Origin of the sequence: Pseudomonas sp. (genome assembly GCF_032058845.1) — a bacterium.
GTDB lineage: Bacteria > Pseudomonadota > Gammaproteobacteria > Pseudomonadales > Pseudomonadaceae > Aquipseudomonas.
In genome coordinates this window covers 1-18,152 of sequence record NZ_DAMCCR010000088.1, presented here as the reverse complement: position 1 = coordinate 18,152, position 18,152 = coordinate 1, and the positions used below count along the sequence as shown (strand labels likewise).

Annotated in this window: 20 protein-coding genes; 4 read left to right on the top strand and 16 right to left on the bottom strand. The window is 62.2% G+C overall.

Going from position 1 to position 18,152, the window contains the following annotated elements; all coding sequences use genetic code 11:
• Positions 1 to 364, bottom strand: a 364-nt coding sequence (locus RT028_RS15850; RefSeq protein WP_312936070.1) for a laccase domain-containing protein, incomplete at its 3' end; no start/stop codon positions are given.
• Positions 361 to 1,323: a 23S rRNA pseudouridine(1911/1915/1917) synthase RluD gene (gene rluD, locus RT028_RS15845; protein ID WP_312936069.1), complete on the bottom strand. Its 963-nt coding sequence runs from the start codon at positions 1,321 to 1,323 to the stop codon at positions 361 to 363. The genes rluD and RT028_RS15850, both read right to left, overlap by 4 nt.
• A 148-nt stretch (positions 1,324 to 1,471) precedes the next feature.
• On the opposite strand from rluD, the gene RT028_RS15840 reads away from it, so the two are divergent.
• Together RT028_RS15840 and RT028_RS15835 are read left to right on the top strand one after the other, a co-directional pair.
• Positions 1,472 to 2,491 (top strand): outer membrane protein assembly factor BamD, encoded by a 1,020-nt coding sequence (locus tag RT028_RS15840; protein ID WP_312936068.1) that lies wholly within the window; start codon positions 1,472 to 1,474, stop codon positions 2,489 to 2,491.
• A gap of 93 nt (positions 2,492 to 2,584) precedes the next feature.
• A complete protein-coding gene (locus tag RT028_RS15835; protein WP_312936067.1) occupies positions 2,585 to 2,815 on the top strand; it encodes a PP0621 family protein in 231 nt (76 codons plus the stop codon).
• Between the two features lie 35 nt (positions 2,816 to 2,850).
• Here the strand turns inward: RT028_RS15835 and thiO are convergent, their stop codons facing one another.
• Genes thiO through RT028_RS15810 form a run of 5 tightly spaced genes read right to left on the bottom strand, consistent with a single transcriptional unit; the run spans position 2,851 to position 5,860 of the window.
• Positions 2,851 to 3,948, bottom strand: a complete 1,098-nt coding sequence (thiO, locus tag RT028_RS15830) for a glycine oxidase ThiO (RefSeq protein WP_312936066.1) — start codon at positions 3,946 to 3,948, stop codon at positions 2,851 to 2,853.
• A gap of 47 nt (positions 3,949 to 3,995) precedes the next feature.
• On the bottom strand, positions 3,996 to 4,394 hold the full coding sequence (locus RT028_RS15825) for a type IV pilin protein (RefSeq protein ID WP_312936065.1): 399 nt from the start codon (positions 4,392 to 4,394) through the stop codon (positions 3,996 to 3,998).
• A 1-nt stretch (position 4,395) separates the two neighbouring features.
• The gene (locus tag RT028_RS15820) at positions 4,396 to 4,866 is read right to left on the bottom strand and encodes a hypothetical protein (RefSeq protein WP_312936064.1); all 471 of its coding nucleotides are present in this window, start codon (positions 4,864 to 4,866) and stop codon (positions 4,396 to 4,398) included.
• Positions 4,863 to 5,501: a PilW family protein gene (locus RT028_RS15815; RefSeq protein WP_312936063.1), complete on the bottom strand. Its 639-nt coding sequence runs from the start codon at positions 5,499 to 5,501 to the stop codon at positions 4,863 to 4,865. Before RT028_RS15815 ends, RT028_RS15820 begins: the two co-directional genes overlap by 4 nt.
• Positions 5,498 to 5,860, bottom strand: coding sequence for a hypothetical protein (locus RT028_RS15810; protein WP_312936062.1), 363 nt, complete (start codon positions 5,858 to 5,860; stop codon positions 5,498 to 5,500). Before RT028_RS15810 ends, RT028_RS15815 begins: the two co-directional genes overlap by 4 nt.
• 109 nt (positions 5,861 to 5,969) lie before the next feature.
• Between RT028_RS15810 and RT028_RS15805 the strand changes: the two genes are divergently transcribed.
• Positions 5,970 to 6,458, top strand: coding sequence for a GspH/FimT family protein (locus tag RT028_RS15805; RefSeq protein ID WP_312936061.1), 489 nt, complete (start codon positions 5,970 to 5,972; stop codon positions 6,456 to 6,458).
• Here RT028_RS15805 and ispH read toward each other — a convergent pair whose 3' ends face one another.
• From ispH to murJ, 6 genes are all read right to left on the bottom strand, one after another.
• A complete protein-coding gene (gene ispH / locus RT028_RS15800) occupies positions 6,459 to 7,406 on the bottom strand; it encodes a 4-hydroxy-3-methylbut-2-enyl diphosphate reductase (protein WP_312936060.1) in 948 nt (315 codons plus the stop codon).
• Positions 7,407 to 7,419: 13 nt separating this feature from the next.
• The gene (gene fkpB / locus RT028_RS15795; RefSeq protein WP_312936059.1) at positions 7,420 to 7,857 is read right to left on the bottom strand and encodes an FKBP-type peptidyl-prolyl cis-trans isomerase; all 438 of its coding nucleotides are present in this window, start codon (positions 7,855 to 7,857) and stop codon (positions 7,420 to 7,422) included.
• A complete protein-coding gene (gene lspA, locus RT028_RS15790) occupies positions 7,850 to 8,365 on the bottom strand; it encodes a signal peptidase II (protein ID WP_312936058.1) in 516 nt (171 codons plus the stop codon). The genes fkpB and lspA overlap by 8 nt, the downstream gene beginning before the upstream one ends.
• Positions 8,358 to 11,195: an isoleucine--tRNA ligase gene (gene ileS / locus RT028_RS15785; RefSeq protein ID WP_312936057.1), complete on the bottom strand. Its 2,838-nt coding sequence runs from the start codon at positions 11,193 to 11,195 to the stop codon at positions 8,358 to 8,360. Before ileS ends, lspA begins: the two co-directional genes overlap by 8 nt.
• Positions 11,192 to 12,142 (bottom strand): bifunctional riboflavin kinase/FAD synthetase, encoded by a 951-nt coding sequence (ribF, locus tag RT028_RS15780; protein ID WP_312936071.1) that lies wholly within the window; start codon positions 12,140 to 12,142, stop codon positions 11,192 to 11,194. The genes ileS and ribF overlap by 4 nt, the downstream gene beginning before the upstream one ends.
• 118 nt (positions 12,143 to 12,260) lie before the next feature.
• Positions 12,261 to 13,799: a murein biosynthesis integral membrane protein MurJ gene (gene murJ / locus RT028_RS15775; protein WP_312936056.1), complete on the bottom strand. Its 1,539-nt coding sequence runs from the start codon at positions 13,797 to 13,799 to the stop codon at positions 12,261 to 12,263.
• A gap of 252 nt (positions 13,800 to 14,051) precedes the next feature.
• Between murJ and rpsT the strand changes: the two genes are divergently transcribed.
• Positions 14,052 to 14,330: a 30S ribosomal protein S20 gene (gene rpsT, locus RT028_RS15770; RefSeq protein ID WP_312936055.1), complete on the top strand. Its 279-nt coding sequence runs from the start codon at positions 14,052 to 14,054 to the stop codon at positions 14,328 to 14,330.
• 113 nt (positions 14,331 to 14,443) lie between these two features.
• Here rpsT and RT028_RS15765 read toward each other — a convergent pair whose 3' ends face one another.
• Genes RT028_RS15765 through RT028_RS15755 form a run of 3 tightly spaced genes read right to left on the bottom strand, consistent with a single transcriptional unit; the run spans position 14,444 to position 18,006 of the window.
• Positions 14,444 to 16,744, bottom strand: a complete 2,301-nt coding sequence (locus tag RT028_RS15765) for a PqiB family protein (RefSeq protein ID WP_312936054.1) — start codon at positions 16,742 to 16,744, stop codon at positions 14,444 to 14,446.
• Positions 16,737 to 17,360 carry a paraquat-inducible protein A gene (locus RT028_RS15760; RefSeq protein ID WP_312936053.1) on the bottom strand — a complete coding sequence of 208 codons (624 nt, stop codon included), beginning with the start codon at positions 17,358 to 17,360 and terminating at the stop codon, positions 16,737 to 16,739. Before RT028_RS15760 ends, RT028_RS15765 begins: the two co-directional genes overlap by 8 nt.
• A complete protein-coding gene (locus RT028_RS15755) occupies positions 17,347 to 18,006 on the bottom strand; it encodes a paraquat-inducible protein A (RefSeq protein ID WP_312936052.1) in 660 nt (219 codons plus the stop codon). The genes RT028_RS15760 and RT028_RS15755 overlap by 14 nt, the downstream gene beginning before the upstream one ends.
• Positions 18,007 to 18,152 lie beyond the last annotated feature (146 nt).

The following is an 18,152-nucleotide window of genomic DNA, read 5'->3' as shown; positions in this document are numbered from 1 at the left end:
CCGCCACGCGCGTGCCGGCGCGGTCGCAGAACAGGACCGGCAGGCAATCGGCGGTCATCGCGGTGCAGGCTACGCCGGGGGTGGCCGTCCAGCAGGCATCGGCTTGCAGGACATGCGCCGGATCGGCATGCGCCACGTCAACGCCATGCACTTGCTTGAGCCAGGCCGGACGCACGCCCAGCGCCTCGCTCAGACGTCTGCGGTTCTCGGCGACCGCCCGCGGCGCATCGCCGACATGGTCACCCAGGTTGAAGGTGTCGTAGGGCGGCAAGCTGATGCCGCCCTCACGGGTCGTGACACAGGCGCCGACTGAGGCCGGGGCCGGCCAGTCGGGGAACAGCAGCGCCTGGGTCAGGGGCGTCATCCGATGAAGTCGCTGCGGTCTTGCTTGAGCAACGACAGCAACCAGACGAAGTCATCCGGCAGTGGCGCTTCCCAACCGATGGTCTTGCCCGTGGCCGGGTGAATCAATTTCAGGAAGCGTGCGTGCAGGGCCTGGCGCGGGAACGTCTTCAAAGCATCGACCAGGGAGGGGCTGGCCGCCGGCGGGATGCGGAAACGACCACCGTACGTCGGATCGCCGATCAACGGGAAGTTGACGTGGGCCATGTGTACGCGGATCTGGTGGGTCCGACCGGTTTCCAGCTTCACCCGCACATGGGTGTGCAGGCGGAACCGCTCGAGTACCCGGTAGTGGCTGATGGCAGGCTTGCCGCCATCGGTGACCGCCATGCGCTGGCGCTGCCCACCGTGCCGACCAATCGGCGCGTCGATCTTGCCGCCTGCCGTGACCACACCGAGCACGATGCATTCATACACACGGCTGACGCTGCGCGATTGCAGCTGTTCGACGAGGTTGGTCTGCGCCTGCAGAGTCTTGGCGACCACCATCAGGCCGGTGGTGTCTTTGTCGAGGCGGTGAACGATGCCGGCGCGAGGCACGTTGATGATGTCTGGCACGTGGTGCAGCAAGGCATTGAGCAAGGTGCCGTCGGCATGACCTGCCGCCGGATGCACCACCAGCCCGGCGGGCTTGTTGATCACCAGGATATGCTCGTCTTCATAGACGATGTCGAGCTCGATGTCCTGAGCTTCCCATTCACCCTGGGCTTCGTGCTCGGCTTCAAGGACCAGAACTGACCCGCCATGGACGGTATCACGCGGCCGCAGCACCGCGCCGTCGACCGTCAGACGACCGTCCTTGATCCACGACGACAGGCGCGAACGCGAGTACTCGTCGAACAAATGGGCGGCGACCTGGTCGAGGCGTTGGCCTCCCAGCTCGGACGGGACTTCTGCGCTAAGTTGGATGATCTCGGACATGCTCGATTCAGCGGGCGTACAGCCTTTGGTTTCGGCTGCGTGCTTGTGGTTAAATACGGCTTCTTTTGCCCCGGGTCTTTCCGGGGGCGCTCATCATAACAGGACGGCACCGCCCAAGACAGCGGCCGTCAAAGGGACGCAAGCCGCCATGCAAGTGAAACACCTGCTGCTGATCGCCATCCTCGGACTCACTGCTGCCTGTTCCTCGAACAAGGAAGTCATTGATGAGAACCTCAGCGAAGCCGAACTGTACCAGCAGGCGCAAGCTGACCTGGACAACCACAGCTATACCAGCGCCACCAACAAGCTGAAGGCGCTGGAATCGCGTTATCCGTTCGGTCGCTATGCCGATCAGGCCCAGCTCGAGCTGATCTACGCGAACTACAAGAACTCCGAGCCCGAGGCTGCCAAGTCGGCTGCCGAGCGCTTCATCCGCCTGCACCCGCAGCACCCGAACGTCGATTACGCCTATTACCTCAAGGGCCTGACCTCGTTCGACCAGGACCGTGGCCTGGTGGCGCGCTTCCTGCCGCTGGACATGACCAAGCGTGATCCGGGCGCAGCACGTGACTCCTACAACGAGTTCGCACAGCTCACCAGCCGCTTCCCCAACAGCCGTTATTCGCCCGATGCCAAGCAGCGCATGATCTACCTGCGCAACCTGCTGGCCTCGTACGAAATCCACGTGGCCGACTACTACCTGACCCGCGACGCCTACGTCGCTGCCGCCAACCGTGGCCGTTACGTGGTGGAAAACTTCCAGGAAACGCCGTCGGTCGGCGATGGCCTGGCGATCATGGTCGAGTCGTACCAGAAGATGCACCTCGATGACCTGGCGGCCACCAGCCTGGAAACCCTGAAACTCAACTACCCCGACCATCCGAGCCTGGTCGACGGCAAGTTCGAGGCGAAGGAGAAAGAGTCCGATGGCCGTTCCTGGCTGTCCAAGGCGACGCTCGGCCTGATCGAGACCGACACGCCGCTGCCGCCTGGCGAAACCCGCGCGAACCAGGACGTGGTCAAGCAGTTCCAGGACGCTCGCGACGACATTCCGCGTGAGCTGCTGCCCAAGGACGAAAACGGCAACCCGATCGCGCCGGCCGGCCCCAAGGACGCTGACAACGACCGCTCGTGGTTCAGCTACGCCACCTTCGGCCTGTTCGACTGAGTCGGCGCTCGAACAAGAAGGGAGGCTCAGGCCTCCCTTTTTCATTGGCGCAGCCCTAGACTATCCCTTTCTCACTCTGACAAGCCGGACACCATGATTCGTCTCCTGTTCTGGATCGCTTTGATCGCTGCCGCATTCTGGCTGTGGCGCAAGTTCAAGATCAGCCAGCAAGCACCGCGTCAACATCACCTGGACGATCCACTGCGCATGGTCCGTTGCGCCCATTGCGGCGTGCACCTGCCCAATGATCGCGCCCTGCAGCGCGCGAGCCAGTGGTACTGCAGCCAGCAGCATCTCGAACAAGGCCCCGCTCGGCACTCGTGAGCAGGGCGTTGTGCACGCGCCTGTGCAGGACGCGTTCAGCCCAGGCGCCCGGCAGGTGCATAAGGTGCAGGGTCGATGATGGGCGTTGTGCCCGTCAGCAGATCGCAGAACAGCTGGCACGAGGCTGGCGCCAACACCAGGCCATTACGGAAGTGGCCGCAGTTGAGCCAAAGGCCTTCGTGCCCCGGCACCGGCCCGATGTAGGGCACGCCTTCCGGTGACCCGGGCCGCAGTCCCGCCCAGTGCCCGACCACACTCGCGTCCTCCAGTGCCGGCAACAGGTCGATTGCCGAAGCCGTCAGGCTGGCCAGCGCATGGCTTGTGGGTTGTTTGTCGAAACCGACGTGCTCGAGGGTACTGCCCACCAGAATGTGCCCGTCTCGCCGCGGGATCGCGTAACGCCCGTTGGCCAGCACCATGCTTGGCAGATAGTCTTCAGCGCACTTGAACAGGATCATCTGGCCTTTTACGGGTTGTACGGGCAGCTCAAGGTCCAGCGTGCGCAGCAAGTCGCCGCTCCACGCCCCTGCGCTCAACACGACATCGTCTGCTGCCAGCAGACCGTCGGCGGTGTGTACGCCCGTCACCCGCCCGGCCTGATGTTCGAATCCGCTGATCGGGCAATGCTCACGCACCGTCACGTTGGGCAATGCCTGCAATGCCGCCTTGAGAGACTTCACCAACCGCGGGTTGCGCACATTCGCCACACCGGGCATGTGGATCGCCTGCGCGAAGCCCGGCCCCAGGGCCTTGACCGAACCGTAGACGCTGGCGATATCCACCTCCAGCAAGGGTCGGCCTTGCTGCTCGGCCCAAGCCAGGGCCTCGGCCTGGTCGTCCAGGTCCAGCCAGTACAGGCCGGTGGTGTGGACTTCCGGGTCGATGCCGGTCGAGGCCAGCAGTCGCTCTGCCAATTGCGGGTAGAAATCCTGCGACCAATGCGCCAATGCCGTTACCGCCGGACTGTAGCGCCAGGGGTACAACGGCGAGACGATCCCGCCGCCGGCCCAGGATGACTCCCGACCCACCTCGCCCTGGTCACAGACGGTCACATGCTCGACCTTCGCGGCCAGGTTGAACGCCGTCAGCAAGCCGATGACACCACCGCCGACTACCACTACTCGTTTGCTCATTGATTCATCCAACACATGAAATGATCGGCGGCGCGCGCGGCACCCTCTCAGCTTCCCCAACACGCCTGTGAATCGTCCGGACTGCCCGGGTTACGACGCGCCCCCGTGTGCTCGAGCTCGAAATCGCCGCAGGGGTCGTCCGTCATCATCGTGTGCCCGCGCCGCGTGCCGACCAGCGTGAAGCCCGTCGCCTCGCGCAGGGCGCGCAGCTCGTAGAACGCGGTGCCCTTCGGCAATGACGTGTGCTGCTGGTCCGTGTCGGCATAGCCACCGCTCAAGACACGATGGCGCTCCAGGCGCTGCGCCGCATCGTGCAACTGACCGACGATCTCGCTTCGCGCGGCGCGGCGCAGTGACTCCTGATAGCTGGGGTAGGCAACGGCCGCCAGCATGCCGGTCACCGCCAGGACAATCAATAACTCGATCATGCTCAGGCCCTGCTGCATCTCATCCTTCCTCGAATCGCTGCCGCCAGAGAACTCGCCGAGGCTCGCCGGCACCATTGGTCGCGACCGCATACACGGCTTCGAGCACCTGCCGAGCCGCCAGGTGCTCGCTGACGACGGTGATGCGAAACAAGCGTACCGACTCACCTTCCGGGACATGCGCCGCACGCGCCGTGATCCCCAGGTTCTGCACCAGGAAGTAGCCGCTGGCGTTCCGCTGCCAAGGGCCATCGAGCGCGTGCGGCCTGGCGGGTGGCAGGCACCCTTGGCACTCGGGCAGGCGTTCGGGCAACTGCGTGGCGGCTTCGAGCAACGCCGCCTCGGCCTGCTCAAAGGCCTGCACGCTGCGCAACAGGTGCCCGGACAGCCGCGTTTCCAACAGGGCATCACGCAGTGCCGAGGCAGCCAGCACCCCGAGCAACAGGCTGAGCACCAGACACATCAGCAAGACCACGCCGCGCTGATGCTTCATGGCAGAGCCACCGGATTGCGTAACGCGACGCTCACCGCATGACGTTGAGCGATTTTCCACTGCGGATGGTACAGGTCCAGCTGAAGGTCGATGCGTTGCTCATCCCCCCACACCACCTGCAGCCCCTGGACATGATCGAGCAGGGTCTGCGAACTGCCGGCCCGTACCTGCCTGAGCTCGGTGCCGAACAGGCGATATTCGAGGCGGCTGATCGGCAGTGCCATCTGCCCTGCAGGCGCGGGGACACGCCCTTGCCGGACCTTGGCCTGCTGCTGGCAGTCGGTGTGCAGTGTCCACTGGGCGGCGCCAGCATGCCCGGGGAGCTCGGCAACGATCAGGCTGAGGCTGTCACTGCGTACCGTCACCGGGCGGGCAAATTCGGCGCCTGCCGTGGCGTCTGGAAAATCCTCTGGCAACAGGCGCAGGCAACCGAACATCCCGGCCATGCGGATATCCTGCGCCATGCGCTTGAGCGCCAAGCGCGCATCACCCTGCAGCTGCTGGGCGGCGCCTTGCAGTTGCCAGGACTGATAACCCGACACGAACACCTGGCTCGACCCCGCCAACACCACCAGCCCCAGTGCCATCGCCAGCAGCGCTTCAATCAGACTGAATCCGGCCTGCGCACTGCTCATGGCGCCACCTTGCCCGGTACGTCGATCACCATGGCATCGCCGCCCGACGCGCCAGGCCATTGCACCTGTACCTGGCGCCCTCCTCCCGCGTGCCGCAACACCCCTCTGGCGTGCTCCCCCAGCGCTGTCTTGAGTTGCATCTGCCAGGCGACCTCATGCTGCGGGGTCAATTCCTCTACAGTGCGCCCCACCTCAAGTACGCTGTGCGCCAGCCAGACCGCCTGGCTGTGCAGGCGGGCCTGCTCGCTGGCCTGCAAGGCACGCAGCTGCAGGCCAGCTGCGCTCAGCAACCCTGCCGCCATGATGCCCAGACTCAGCGACACCTCGACCAATGTCATGCCCTGTTCACGTGCTTGCATCCCTGCTCTCCCTGAGACATTTCCCTCTGCACCTGGCTACTTGCCCCGACTGACGCGATGCCCGCCAGGCGCGATGCTGAAGAAAAGCACGGGTTCGAGGAAACGCACGGTGAAGCAACACGGCGCAACACTGATTCAATTGCTCCTGGCACTGGCGCTGGTCGGTGTCCTGACACAGCTTGGCGTACCAGCCTACAAAAGCATCAGGGATGACTTACACCTGGCCGCCACCGCCCGCGAACTCACCCAGGCCATGCGTTACGCGCGCAACCACGCCGTGCTGCTGGAGCAGCCCGTCGAGGTCAGGGCAATCAATGAAAACTGGTCGCAGGGGTGGCAGGTGCTGGGAGGTGGGCAGCGGTTGCGCGAGCATCGGCCAGGGCAGCCGTTGAACATCGTCAGCAATGGCGGCAGCCAGGTGACGTTCAGCGCGCTGGGCGTGCCATTAGGACGGGGGGCTGCGTGGTACGGGGCGACCCTACAGCTGTGCCAGCAGGGTCAGGCGCGCAGTGCGCATCAGGTGGTGATTGCCAGCAGAGGTCGCATCAGCCTGCGCTCCCAGGCTCAGCCAGAGCCCAGGTGCGCAGTGACGCCTTGATCAGAGCAGCGACTTGACGCGCAGCTCCTTGGGCATGGAGAAAGTAACGTTCTCCGCACGCCCATCCAGCTCCTGAGCCGGGGTTGCACCCCAGGCCTTGAGCTGGTCGATCACGCCCCGCACCAGCACTTCAGGCGCCGAGGCACCCGCGGTGATGCCGATCCTTGCAACGCCGTCGAACCAGCTCTGCTGCAGGTCTTCGGCGCCGTCGATCAGGTAGGCCGGTGTCCCCATGCGCTCTGCAAGCTCGCGCAGGCGGTTGGAGTTCGAGCTGTTGGGGCTGCCGACCACCAACACCACGTCGCTTTCATCGGCCAGTTGCTTCACCGCATCCTGACGGTTCTGCGTGGCGTAGCAGATATCGTCCTTGCGCGGCCCGCCGATCACCGGGAAGCGTGTGCGCAGGGCGTCGATGACGCGACTGGTGTCGTCCATCGACAACGTGGTCTGAGTCACGAAAGCCAGGTTCTGAGGATCGCGTACCTGCAACTGCGCAACGTCGTCTTCGTCTTCGACGAGGTAGATGGCGCCACCATTGCTGGCATCGTACTGGCCCATGGTGCCTTCGACTTCCGGGTGCCCTTCATGGCCGATCAGGATGCACTCTCGGCCGTCACGGCTGTACTTGGCCACCTCGATGTGCACCTTGGTCACCAGCGGGCAGGTTGCATCGAACACTTTCAGGCCGCGGCCTTCGGCCTCCTGACGCACGGCCTGGGAAACGCCATGGGCACTGAAGATGACGATGACGTCGTTCGGCACCTGATCGAGTTCTTCGACGAACACCGCGCCGCGGCTGCGCAAATCTTCGACCACGAACTTGTTGTGCACCACTTCATGACGCACATAGATCGGCGGGCCGAAAACCTCCAGGGCACGGTTGACGATCTCGATCGCCCGGTCGACCCCGGCACAGAAGCCGCGGGGGTTGGCGAGTTTGATTTGCATGCTCGGCTCCAGCTTAGAGGGCCTTCACTTCGAGGATTTCCACCTCGAAGCTGAGGATCTTTCCAGCCAGGGGATGATTGAAGTCAATCGTCACCTGCTGGTCGTCGAATGCCTTGACCACACCCGGTAGCTCGGCGTTGGCTGCATCGTTGAAAATCACCAGCAACCCCTCCGACAGCTCCATGTCGCTGAACTGCGAACGCGGCATGACCTGCACATTCTGCGGGTTGGGCTGCCCGAAAGCGTTTTCCGGAGCGATCGTGAGGGTGCGTCGATCACCGGCCTTGAAGCCGAACAGCGCGATTTCGAAACCCGGCAGCAGGCTGCCGTCACCGACCGTGAAGGTGGCCGGGGTCTTGTCGAAGGTGCTGTCGACCGTGTCGCCGTTTTCCAGGTGCAAGGCGAAATTCAGCGTAACTTCGGTGTTCTGGCTGATGCGGGTATCAGTCATGGACAGGCTCCTCGGACTTCTTGCTCTTGAACATATCCAGCGCCAGCATCACTGCACCGATGGAGATCGCGCAGTCTGCCAGGTTGAAGACCGGGAAACGCCAGGCGTCCTGCCAGTGCACGAAGATGAAATCGATCACATGGCCGTGGGCAATGCGATCGTAGAGGTTGCCCAGTGCGCCACCCAGCACCAGCGCCAGTGCGATGGCCAGCCAGGTGTCGCTGCGCCCCAGGCGCTTGAGCCAGACCACCAGGATGCCGCTGACCACCACGGCGATGGCCGCGAACAGCCAACGCTGCCAGCCGGCGCTGTCGGAGAGGAAGCTGAACGCCGCACCGGTGTTGTAAGCCAGCAGCCAGCTGAGCAGCCCGGGGATCACGCTGATCTCCCGGCCATCGGCCAGGGCACTGTCGAAGTAGAGCTTGGTGGCCTGGTCCAGGACCAGTACCGCCAAGGTCAGCCAGAGCCAGACCAGCCGCCCGAACCGCCCTGTGTTGGGGTTAGGCATAGTGACGCACCTCGCCCGAACCACACAGGTTGTCGACGCAGCGGCTGCAGATTTCCGGATGTTCCGGGTGGCTGCCGACGTCTGCGCGGAAGTGCCAGCAACGGCCGCATTTGGTGTAGCCGGATTTGACCACCGTCAGTTTCAAGCCTTCGACGTCGGTTGCCACCGCGTCGGCAGGGGCCTGGGCGAGCGGCGCCACACTGGCGGCGGAGGTGATCAGCACGAAGCGCAATTCATCACCCAGCTTGCCCAGGTCCGCTGCAACGGCGTCCTCGGCATACAGCGTGACTTCGGCCTGCAGGTTGCCGCCAATGACCTTGGCCGCACGCTGGTTCTCCAGCTCCTTGTTGACCACCGCCTTGACTGCCATCACGCGGTCCCAGTAGGCACGATCCAGCTCGAAACCTTCCGGCAGCTCGGACAAGCCTTCGTACCAGGTGTTGAGCATGACCGACTCGTTACGCTCGCCTGGCAGGTACTGCCACAGCTCGTCGGCGGTGAACGCCAGGATCGGTGCGATCCAGCGCACCAGCGCTTCGCTGATGTGGTACAGCGCGGTCTGACAAGAGCGGCGCGCGACACTGTTGGCACCGGTGGTGTACTGGCGATCCTTGATGATGTCGAGGTAGAAACCGCCCAGCTCCTGCACGCAGAAGTTGTGAATCTTCGAATAGACGTTCCAGAAGCGGTACTCGCCGTAGTGCTCTTCCAGCTCGCGCTGCAGCAACAGGGTACGATCAACGGCCCAGCGATCCAGGGCCAGCATGTCTTCAGCGGGTAACAGGTCGCGGGCAGGGTCGAAGCCCGACAGGTTGGAAAGCAGGAATCGCGCGGTGTTGCGGATACGCCGGTAGGCGTCGGCGCTACGCTGCAGGATCTGATCGGAGACGGCCATTTCGCCCGAGTAGTCGGTCGCCGAGACCCACAGGCGCATGATGTCGGCACCCAGGGTGTCGTTGACCTTCTGCGGCTCGATGGTGTTGCCCAGCGACTTGGACATCTTGCGGCCGTTCTCATCCACGGTGAAACCGTGGGTCAGCAGCTCGCGGTACGGCGCGTGGCCATCGATGGCGCAACCGGTCAGCAGGGATGAGTGGAACCACCCACGGTGCTGGTCGGAACCTTCCAGGTACAGGTCGGCACGCGGACCGGTGGCGTGACCGATGTCATGGGAACCGCGCAGCACGTGCCAGTGCGTGGTGCCGGAGTCGAACCAGACGTCCAGGGTGTCGGTGATCTTGTCGTACTGGTCGGCTTCGCTGCCGAGCAGCTCAGCGGCGTCCAGCTTGAACCAGGCTTCGATACCGGCTTGCTCGACGCGCTTGGCCACCTCTTCCATCAGCTCGACGGTACGCGGGTGCAGCTCACCGGTCTGCTTGTCGAGGAAGAACGGAATCGGCACACCCCAGTTGCGCTGGCGCGAGATGCACCAGTCAGGACGCGTGGCGATCATCGAGTGCAGGCGCGCCTGGCCCCATGCCGGGACGAACTTGGTCTGCTCAATGGCAGCCAGCGCCCGCTCACGCAGCGGCGTGCCGGTACTGGGCTGCTTGTCCATGCCGACGAACCACTGCGCGGTGGCGCGGTAGATCAGCGGGCTCTTGTGGCGCCAGCAATGCATATAGCTGTGGGTGATGGTTTCGGTGTGCATCAGGGCATCGACTTCACGCAGTTTGTCGATGATCGCCGGGCCGACCTTGAACACGAACTGGCCACCGAAGAACTCCAGCGACGGCGCGTACACGCCATTGCTCTGCACCGGCGTGAGGATTTCATCGTTGTGCATGCCATAGCGCTTGCAGGTGATGAAGTCGTCTTCGCCATAGGACGGCGAGGTGTGCACGATGCCGGTACCTGCACCCAGTTCGACGTAGTCGGCCAGGTACACCGGCGACTGGCGATCGTAGAACGGGTGACGGAAATTGATCAGCTCCAGCGAAGCGCCTTTGGCGGTGGCGATGACGGTGCCTTCACGACCATAGCGCTGCAGGCAGGCCTGTACCAGCTCTTCGGCCAGCACCAGCAGACGATCACCGATGTCGACCAGGGCGTAGGTGAAATCAGCGTGCACGCTCAGGCCCTGGTTGGCCGGGATGGTCCACGGCGTGGTGGTCCAGATCACCATGGACGCAGGCTTGGACAGCTCGGCCAGACCAAAGGCGGACGCCAGCTTGGCAGCGTCGGCCGGGTCGATGGGGAACGCCACGTCGAGGGTCTGGGACTGCTTGTCGGCGTACTCGACTTCGGCCTCGGCCAGCGCCGAGCCGCAATCGAAGCACCAGTTCACCGGCTTCAGGCCCTTGAACACGAAGCCCTGCTTGACCATCTCGGCCAGGGCACGGATTTCTCCGGCCTCGTTGGCAAAGTTCATGGTCTTGTACGGGTTGTCCCACTCGCCCAGCACACCCAGGCGGATGAACTCGGTTTTCTGCCCTTCGATCTGCTCGGCAGCGTACTCGCGGCACAGCTCGCGGGTACGGTCGGCGGACAGGTGCTTGCCGTGGGTGACCTCGACCTTGTGCTCGATCGGCAGACCATGGCAGTCCCAGCCCGGCACGTACGGTGCATCGAAACCGGACAGGGTCTTGGAGCGGATGATCATGTCCTTGAGAATCTTGTTCAGCGCATGACCGATGTGAATCTTGCCGTTGGCGTAGGGGGGACCGTCGTGCAGGACGAACTTCGGACGATCCTTGCCAATCTCGCGCAGCTTCCGGTACAGGCCAATGCTGTCCCAGCGCTGCAGAATCTGCGGTTCGCGCTGAGGCAGGCCGGCCTTCATGGGGAAGGCGGTGTCCGGTAGGTTTAGCGTGGCTTTGTAGTCGGTCATTTCAGGCTCTTGGTTAGCGGTTGAGCGTGCCAGTGGGCACGTGCGGCGGCGATGTCCGCGTCGATCGCCGACTTGAGCGCCTCTAGTGAGGCAAAGCGCTGCTCTTCACGCAGCTTGTGATGAAATTGCACGGCCAGGCGCTGGTCGTAGAGATCACCGGTGTAGTCCAGCAAATGGATTTCCAGATGCGGTCGACCATCACCCGCCACGCTGGGGCGTACGCCGATGTTGGCGATACCCGGCCAGCGCTGGCCGTCGATCTCGGCGCTGGTGAGGTAGACCCCCGACAGCGGCACCCGGCGGCGCTTGAGCTGGACGTTGGCGGTGGGCGTGCCAAGCTGGCGGGCCAGCTTCTGGCCGTGCAGGACGCGCCCGCAGATGCGATAGGGCCGCCCAAGCAGGTCTTCGGCCAAGGCAAAGTTGCCCTCGGTCAACGCTTTGCGCACCTGGGTGCTGCTGACGCGCAGCCCCGCCTGCATGACCGTCTGCGCAGCCTCGACGGTAAAGCCGTGGCGCCGTCCGGCGTCGGTCAGAAAGGCGAAATCCCCTGCTCGATCGCAACCGAAACGGAAATCGTCACCGACCTCCAGATGCCGCACCTGCAGGCCATTGACCATGATCGCATCGACGAACTCGCTGGCACTGAGCGTGCTCAGGTGCTGGTTGAATGCCAGGCACAGGACCTGATCGACGCCCTCCTCGGCCAACAGCTCGATCTTGTCGCGCAAGCGCGCAAGCCGCGGTGGGGCTGTGTCAGGCGCAAAGTATTCACGTGGCTGTGGCTCGAAGATCACGACGCAGGTGGGCAGGCCCAGCGCTTGTCCGCGCTCACGCAGACGCGCCAGGATCGCCTGGTGGCCGCGATGAACCCCGTCGAAATTGCCAATGGTGGCGACACAGCCCCGATGCTCAGGGCGCAGGTTGTGAAGACCTCGGACCAGCTGCATAGCGCGCTTCTTGCTCATAAAGTGGTCGATTATAACCACACCCGGGCGCTGACGACAGGCAGCAGTGCCCAGCTGTGGCATTGGTAATGGAAAACCGACGCCTGGCGTTCGTAATGCCTCAATGCAGCGACTTGCGGGCAAATTGGCCCGGGCGTAGTCCGCACAGCAAGAGGCAGCCGAAGTAGGTCACTACGCCTGCGAGAATCAGCCCCCCCAGACGTAGGAATCGTTCCAGCATGTCGCCCTGTGCCCAGGCCGGCATGTAATGCATGCCCAGCAGCAGCACGCCAGACATCAATAGCACCGCGAACACCAGCTTGGCCAGGAAGCCTGCCCAACCAGGTTGCGGCTCAAACAGCTCGAGACGGCGCAGTCGCCAGTAGAGCAAGCCGGCATTGAGGCAGGCGCCGATACTGATGGCCAAGGCCAGCCCCGCGTGCTTGAACGGCCCGATCAGCACCAGGTTCAGCAACTGCGTGGATATGAGGGTGAAGATGGCGATCTTCACCGGGGTACGGATGTTCTGCTGCGCATAGAACCCCGGTGCCAGCACCTTGACCAGGATGATCGCCAGCAAACCGATGGAGTACGCCACCAGGGCACGTTGCGTCATGGCCGCGTCGAACGCGGTGAACTTGCCATATTGGAAGAGCGTGACCGTCAGCGGTTCGGCGAGGATGGCCAGTGCCAGGGTGCACGGCAGCACCAGCAGGAAACACAGGCGCAGACCCCAGTCGAGGATGCGCGAGTATTCCTGACGGTCGCGATTGGCGTAGGTCTTGGCCAACGTCGGTAGCAGAATAGTGCCCAGGGCGACGCCCAGCACCCCGGAAGGCAACTCCATCAAGCGGTCGGCGTAATACATCCACGACACCGACCCTGCGACCAGGAACGAGGCAAAGATGGTGTTGATGATCAAGGAAATCTGACTGACCGAGACCCCGAGAATCGCCGGCAGCATTTGCCGCAGCACGCGCCAGACACCGCTGTCACGCAGGTTGAGCCGCGGCAGAACCAGCATGCCGATGCGCTTGAGCGCCGGCAACTGATACAGCAGCTGCGCCAGGCCACCGGCGAGCACACCCCAGCCGAGCGCCATGATCGGTGGATCGAAGTAAGGCGTCAGGAACAGCGCAAAGATGATCATCGCCACGTTCAGCAAGGTCGGCGTGAACGCCGGCACCGAGAAACGGTTCCAGGTATTGAGGATCGCGCCGACCAGCGACGACAGCGAGATCAGCAATATATAAGGAAAGGTCACACGCAATAGCGCGCTGGTCAGCTCGTATTTCTCGGCGCTGTCAACGAAGCCTGGCGCGGTGACCCAGACCACCCAGGGCGCAGCCAGGATGCCCAGCACGGTGACCAGCGCCAGGACCAGCGTCAGCAGCCCGCTGACGTAGGCAATGAAGGTCCGCGTGGCCTCCTCGCCCTGCTGCGTCTTGTATTCGGCAAGGATGGGCACGAAGGCCTGCGAGAATGCGCCTTCGGCAAAAATTCGGCGCAGCAGGTTGGGCAACTTGAAGGCGATGAAAAAGGCGTCGGTCGCAACGCCGGCACCGAATACACGTGCCAGGATCGTGTCGCGAACAAAGCCCAGGACACGGGAAATCATGGTGATGGAACTGACCGCAGCCAGGGATCTGAGCAGGTTCATGGAAAAGTTTGCGCCAAGGGACGAGGAGCGCTGCCAGTTGGCGCTCGAATGTGCGATACTCCCGCGCTCTTCGCAGGGGAGCTAAATTTCCCGAGTTTACAGGTAGCGGCGCAGAATGGAATCCACTCCTTCCGCACCCTTGCCACTCAGCGGAGCCCTGCATATGGCCTTGACAACCGATGAACACATCGGCATGATTCGCGGCCTTATTTGCTTGTCATTTATCCAAAAAGTCTTTCGAGGAGCTCGACGGTGGCCAACTCACCTTCCGCCAAGAAACGTGCAAAACAGGCTGAGAAGCGTCGCAGCCACAACGCCAGCCTGCGTTCCATGGTCCGTACCTACATCAAAAACGTAGTTAAGGCCATCGACGCTAAAGATGCCGAAAAAGCACAATCGGCTTACACCCTGGCTGTGCCAGTCATCGACCGTATGGCCGATAAAGGCATCATCCACAAGAACAAAGCTGCTCGCCATAAAGGCCGTCTGAATGCGCACATCAAGGCGCTGAAAGAAGTCGCTGCTGCTTAAGCGAAGCACTTGTTCATAAAAAACCGACCTTAGGGTCGGTTTTTTGTTGCCCGCAAATAAGTGCGTCTAGCCCGCAGCGTCGGACCGGGCAGTCCGACGCGGGTACGCGCGGCTTATTTAGCCAGCGGTATCTTGGGCGCCCACTCCAGCCATTGGTCATCCGGCTTGTCGAACAACGCGAAGGTCTGCTTGGGCCTGGCGGGGTTACCCATCTGCTCGCCCTCAGGGGTCGCGAAGGCGATTCCACCATCGATGAGGGTCTCTACCGACTCGGTGCGCAGGCTCACGCCCTTGAGCAGCCCCCAATCAACGCCAAACCCACTGCTGTTCCAGAAGCGACTACCGCCCCTTACCAGCGATGCATATTTGGGCTCGATCAGCACATGGATCAGCACACGGTCCGCGCTCTGCCCCAATTCATAGCCGGTCACCTTGCCCACCGTGACCTCTCGATACGTCACCGGTACGCCAGGCTTGATCGAACCACGACGGGCGGCACTCAGGGTCAAGGGCAATCCGGTTTCAGGCTCGGTCACTTCGGGCGCTGCAGCCAAGGCAATGAAGTCGCGCTGCGGCGCCTGCACCCGTGCAGCAGGTTTGACTTCCAGGTACTGCCCGCTGATCAGCGTGTCCAGGTTTTCGGTACGCACCAGACCCAATGCCGGCTTGACCACCCAGAACTGCGTGCCTGCCCTCGCGATGCGCTCAGGCACCTCGGTGATCCGAGCGCGCAACAAGACCGCCTGCAGATCAGCGGTGAGGTCGACACTCTCGATGTTCCCGACTTCCAGCCCACGGAAGCGAATCGATGTACCCGGCTTGAGACCATCAGCCCTGTCTACCCGAATGGTGATCAGTGTGCCCGCGCGGTTCGCTGCCTCCTGGCTTTCGTGCAATTTGAAACGCGGGATACGTCTTTTCAATTTCACGTTGGCCTGCGGCGTATCGAAGGTGATGCCGCCAGCCAGCAACGTCTGCAAGGACTCACTCTGAACCTTGATACCGGATAAACCACCGGTCAGCGTAATGCCGCTCGAGTTCCAGAAGCGCGTAGAGCCGTTGACCAGATTTTCGTACTCCTTCTCGATGTGCACACCGATGAGGATGCGCTTGCTGTCGCGGGCGAACTGATAGCTCTGCACGTTGCCGACCTTGACCTGGCGATACATGACGGGGCTGCCCACCTCGACCGAGCCGAGGCGGTCGGCAAACAGCACCAGGTGCAAACCCGGCGCCTTCAGGTCAAGCGGCGGCGCTTTGGCCCGAGCTTCGAACTCTCGTGAAGGAGACGCCCCCTTGTCCCCAGGGCGAATGGCTATGTAGTTGCCTTTGACCAGCGCCTCCAGGCCAGTGATGCCTGCCAGCGAGATCGAGGGTTTGACTACCCAGAACTGGGTGCCTGTGACCAGAAAATCTTCAGCCAGTGGGTCCATGGTCAGTTCGGCGATGGCGCTGGACAAGTCTTCTTCGATTTTCAGCGTTTTCAGCGATCCGACCTGAATGCCCTTGTACATCACCGGCGTGCGACCCGCCTGCAGGCCTTCGAAGTCAGTGAGCTTGAGTTTGATGCGGATACCCGCCTGAGCCGCGTCAAAGTCTTCGTAGAGGCGGAATGGCAAATTCGGGTCTGTAGGCGGGCTGTCCTTGCGATGCTCGGGCGTGGCGAAGGCAATCCCGCCTGCAACGATGCTGGCCAGGGATTCGGTGCGAACTTTCACACCCGACAAGTCCGCATTGATGCTGACGCCGCTCGCGTTCCAGAACCGCGTATGTTTGCGCACCAGATTGGCGTAGGCCGGCTGGATGAACACTTTGATTTCGACCAGATCCTGATCTTCGGACAGCCGATAGCTCTTCACCCGCCCCACTTGGATCTGCTTGTAGAACACGGGGCTGTCACGATTGAGCGAGCCCAGCCGCTCAGCCTTGAGCGTCAGATGAAGACCGGGTTCGTTATCAGATAACGGCGGCGCCTCCGACAGCGCGGTGAAGCGTTTGGCCGCCTCGCCCTTGCCAGGATCGATGGCGATATAGTTACCAGAAACCAAGGTCTCCAGCCCGGAAATACCGGCAATGGTCACGCTGGGTTTGACGAGCCAGAATCGGGTACCCGTGGTCAGGTGATCCTGTGCGGCCCGATTCATTTCGATAGTAGCAATGACCCCGGTGTTGCGGCCTTCATCGTCCAGTACCAGAGACTTGACCTTACCCACCGACATGCCCTTGTACATCACCTCTGTCTTGTTGGCGACGATACCTTCGCCTGTCTTGAAGCGAACTTCGACTTCGACGCCGGCATCACGATAGGCCTGAAAAGCCAACCAACCACCGATGAGCAAAGCGATAAGCGGGAGAATCCAAATGGCCGACCAGTTTGAAGCAGGGCGGGTTTTAGCCGTGGGCAAGTCACTCATGGTCGTCATCCGACTCCGTGTTATCCCAGATCAGTCGGGGATCGAAAGTTAACGCTGCAAACATGGTCAGGATCACCACCGTGGCAAAGGCAACAGCTCCTAGATTCGCTTCGACACTGGCAATACGTCCGAAATTCACCACTGCAACCAGGATGGCAATGACGAAGATGTCCAGCATCGACCAGCGTCCAATGAATTCGATGAAGCGGTACATCCAGATTCTTTGCCGTGCAGACAACGGCTGATGGCGTTGCACTGAATACAGCAGCAAGGCGATACCGATGAGCTTGAAGGTCGGCACCAGAATGCTCGCCACGAATACGACCCCGGCGATAGGCACCATACCGTGCTTCATCAAGGTGATGACACCGGACATTATGGTGTCGGGCGTGCCCTGCCCCAAGCTGCTGACGGTCATGATCGGCAACAGGTTGGCAGGTATATAGAGAATCATTGCAGTGAACAGCAACGCCCAGGTTCGAACGATGCTGTTGGGACGCCGATCATGCACCACCGCGCCGCAACGCGTACATGCCTGAGCCCGTGCGCCTTCGCACTTGCGGTTGAGTTGATGGCATTCGTTGCACACCACAAGACCGGCATCAATCGCCCGCATGAACGTCCTCCCCGGAAAGCGCGACCCAGACCTGATGAGGTGACATCACCACCTCCAGCCATACCTGGACCAACAGTAACGACACAAAACAGGCCAGCCCCAGGCCTACGGTCAGCTGCGCCATGTCCACCAACTTCACGATCGCGACCAGCACGCCCATCAGGTATACCTCAAGCATTCCCCAGTCACGGACATGGTGATAGATCCGATAAATGAAAAGCCCATAGCTGCGGCCCGTGTCAAAACGAATGCTCAGCAGCACGAGCAATTGGCACAGGAGCTTGAGCAGCGGAATCGCCATGCTGCACAGAAAGACGACTGCAGCGATGCCACGCATATCGGACTCGTACAGGCCTGCCACGCCGCTCCATACCGTGTCATAGGAGGTTTGTCCCAACAGGTGGAGCTGCATGATGGGCAGAAAATTAGCAGGGATGAACAGCACCAGGGCAGTGATGACCAGGGCCAGGCTGCGACTGACAACGTTGTGTCGATGCGCATAGAGCTCGTAACCACAACGTGGACATTGCGCTTTCTCGTTCTGCTTCAACACAGGCTTGCGCAGCAGTAGATCGCATTCATGGCAGGCAGCGAGCTCATCCAACGGCAGGTCTTGCAGCGGTTGCGGATCAGCGGAGTCAGGCATGGTCAGCTTCTGAGGAGTAGGTCTGCATCATTGTAATGCTCAGAACACGCCCAAGGGGAAATGACTCCCTGTGGTTAGCTGATAAACGCCGCCCAAAGACAAAACCCCTACCTGCATACGCAGATAGGGGTTTTGCGAAATGAATC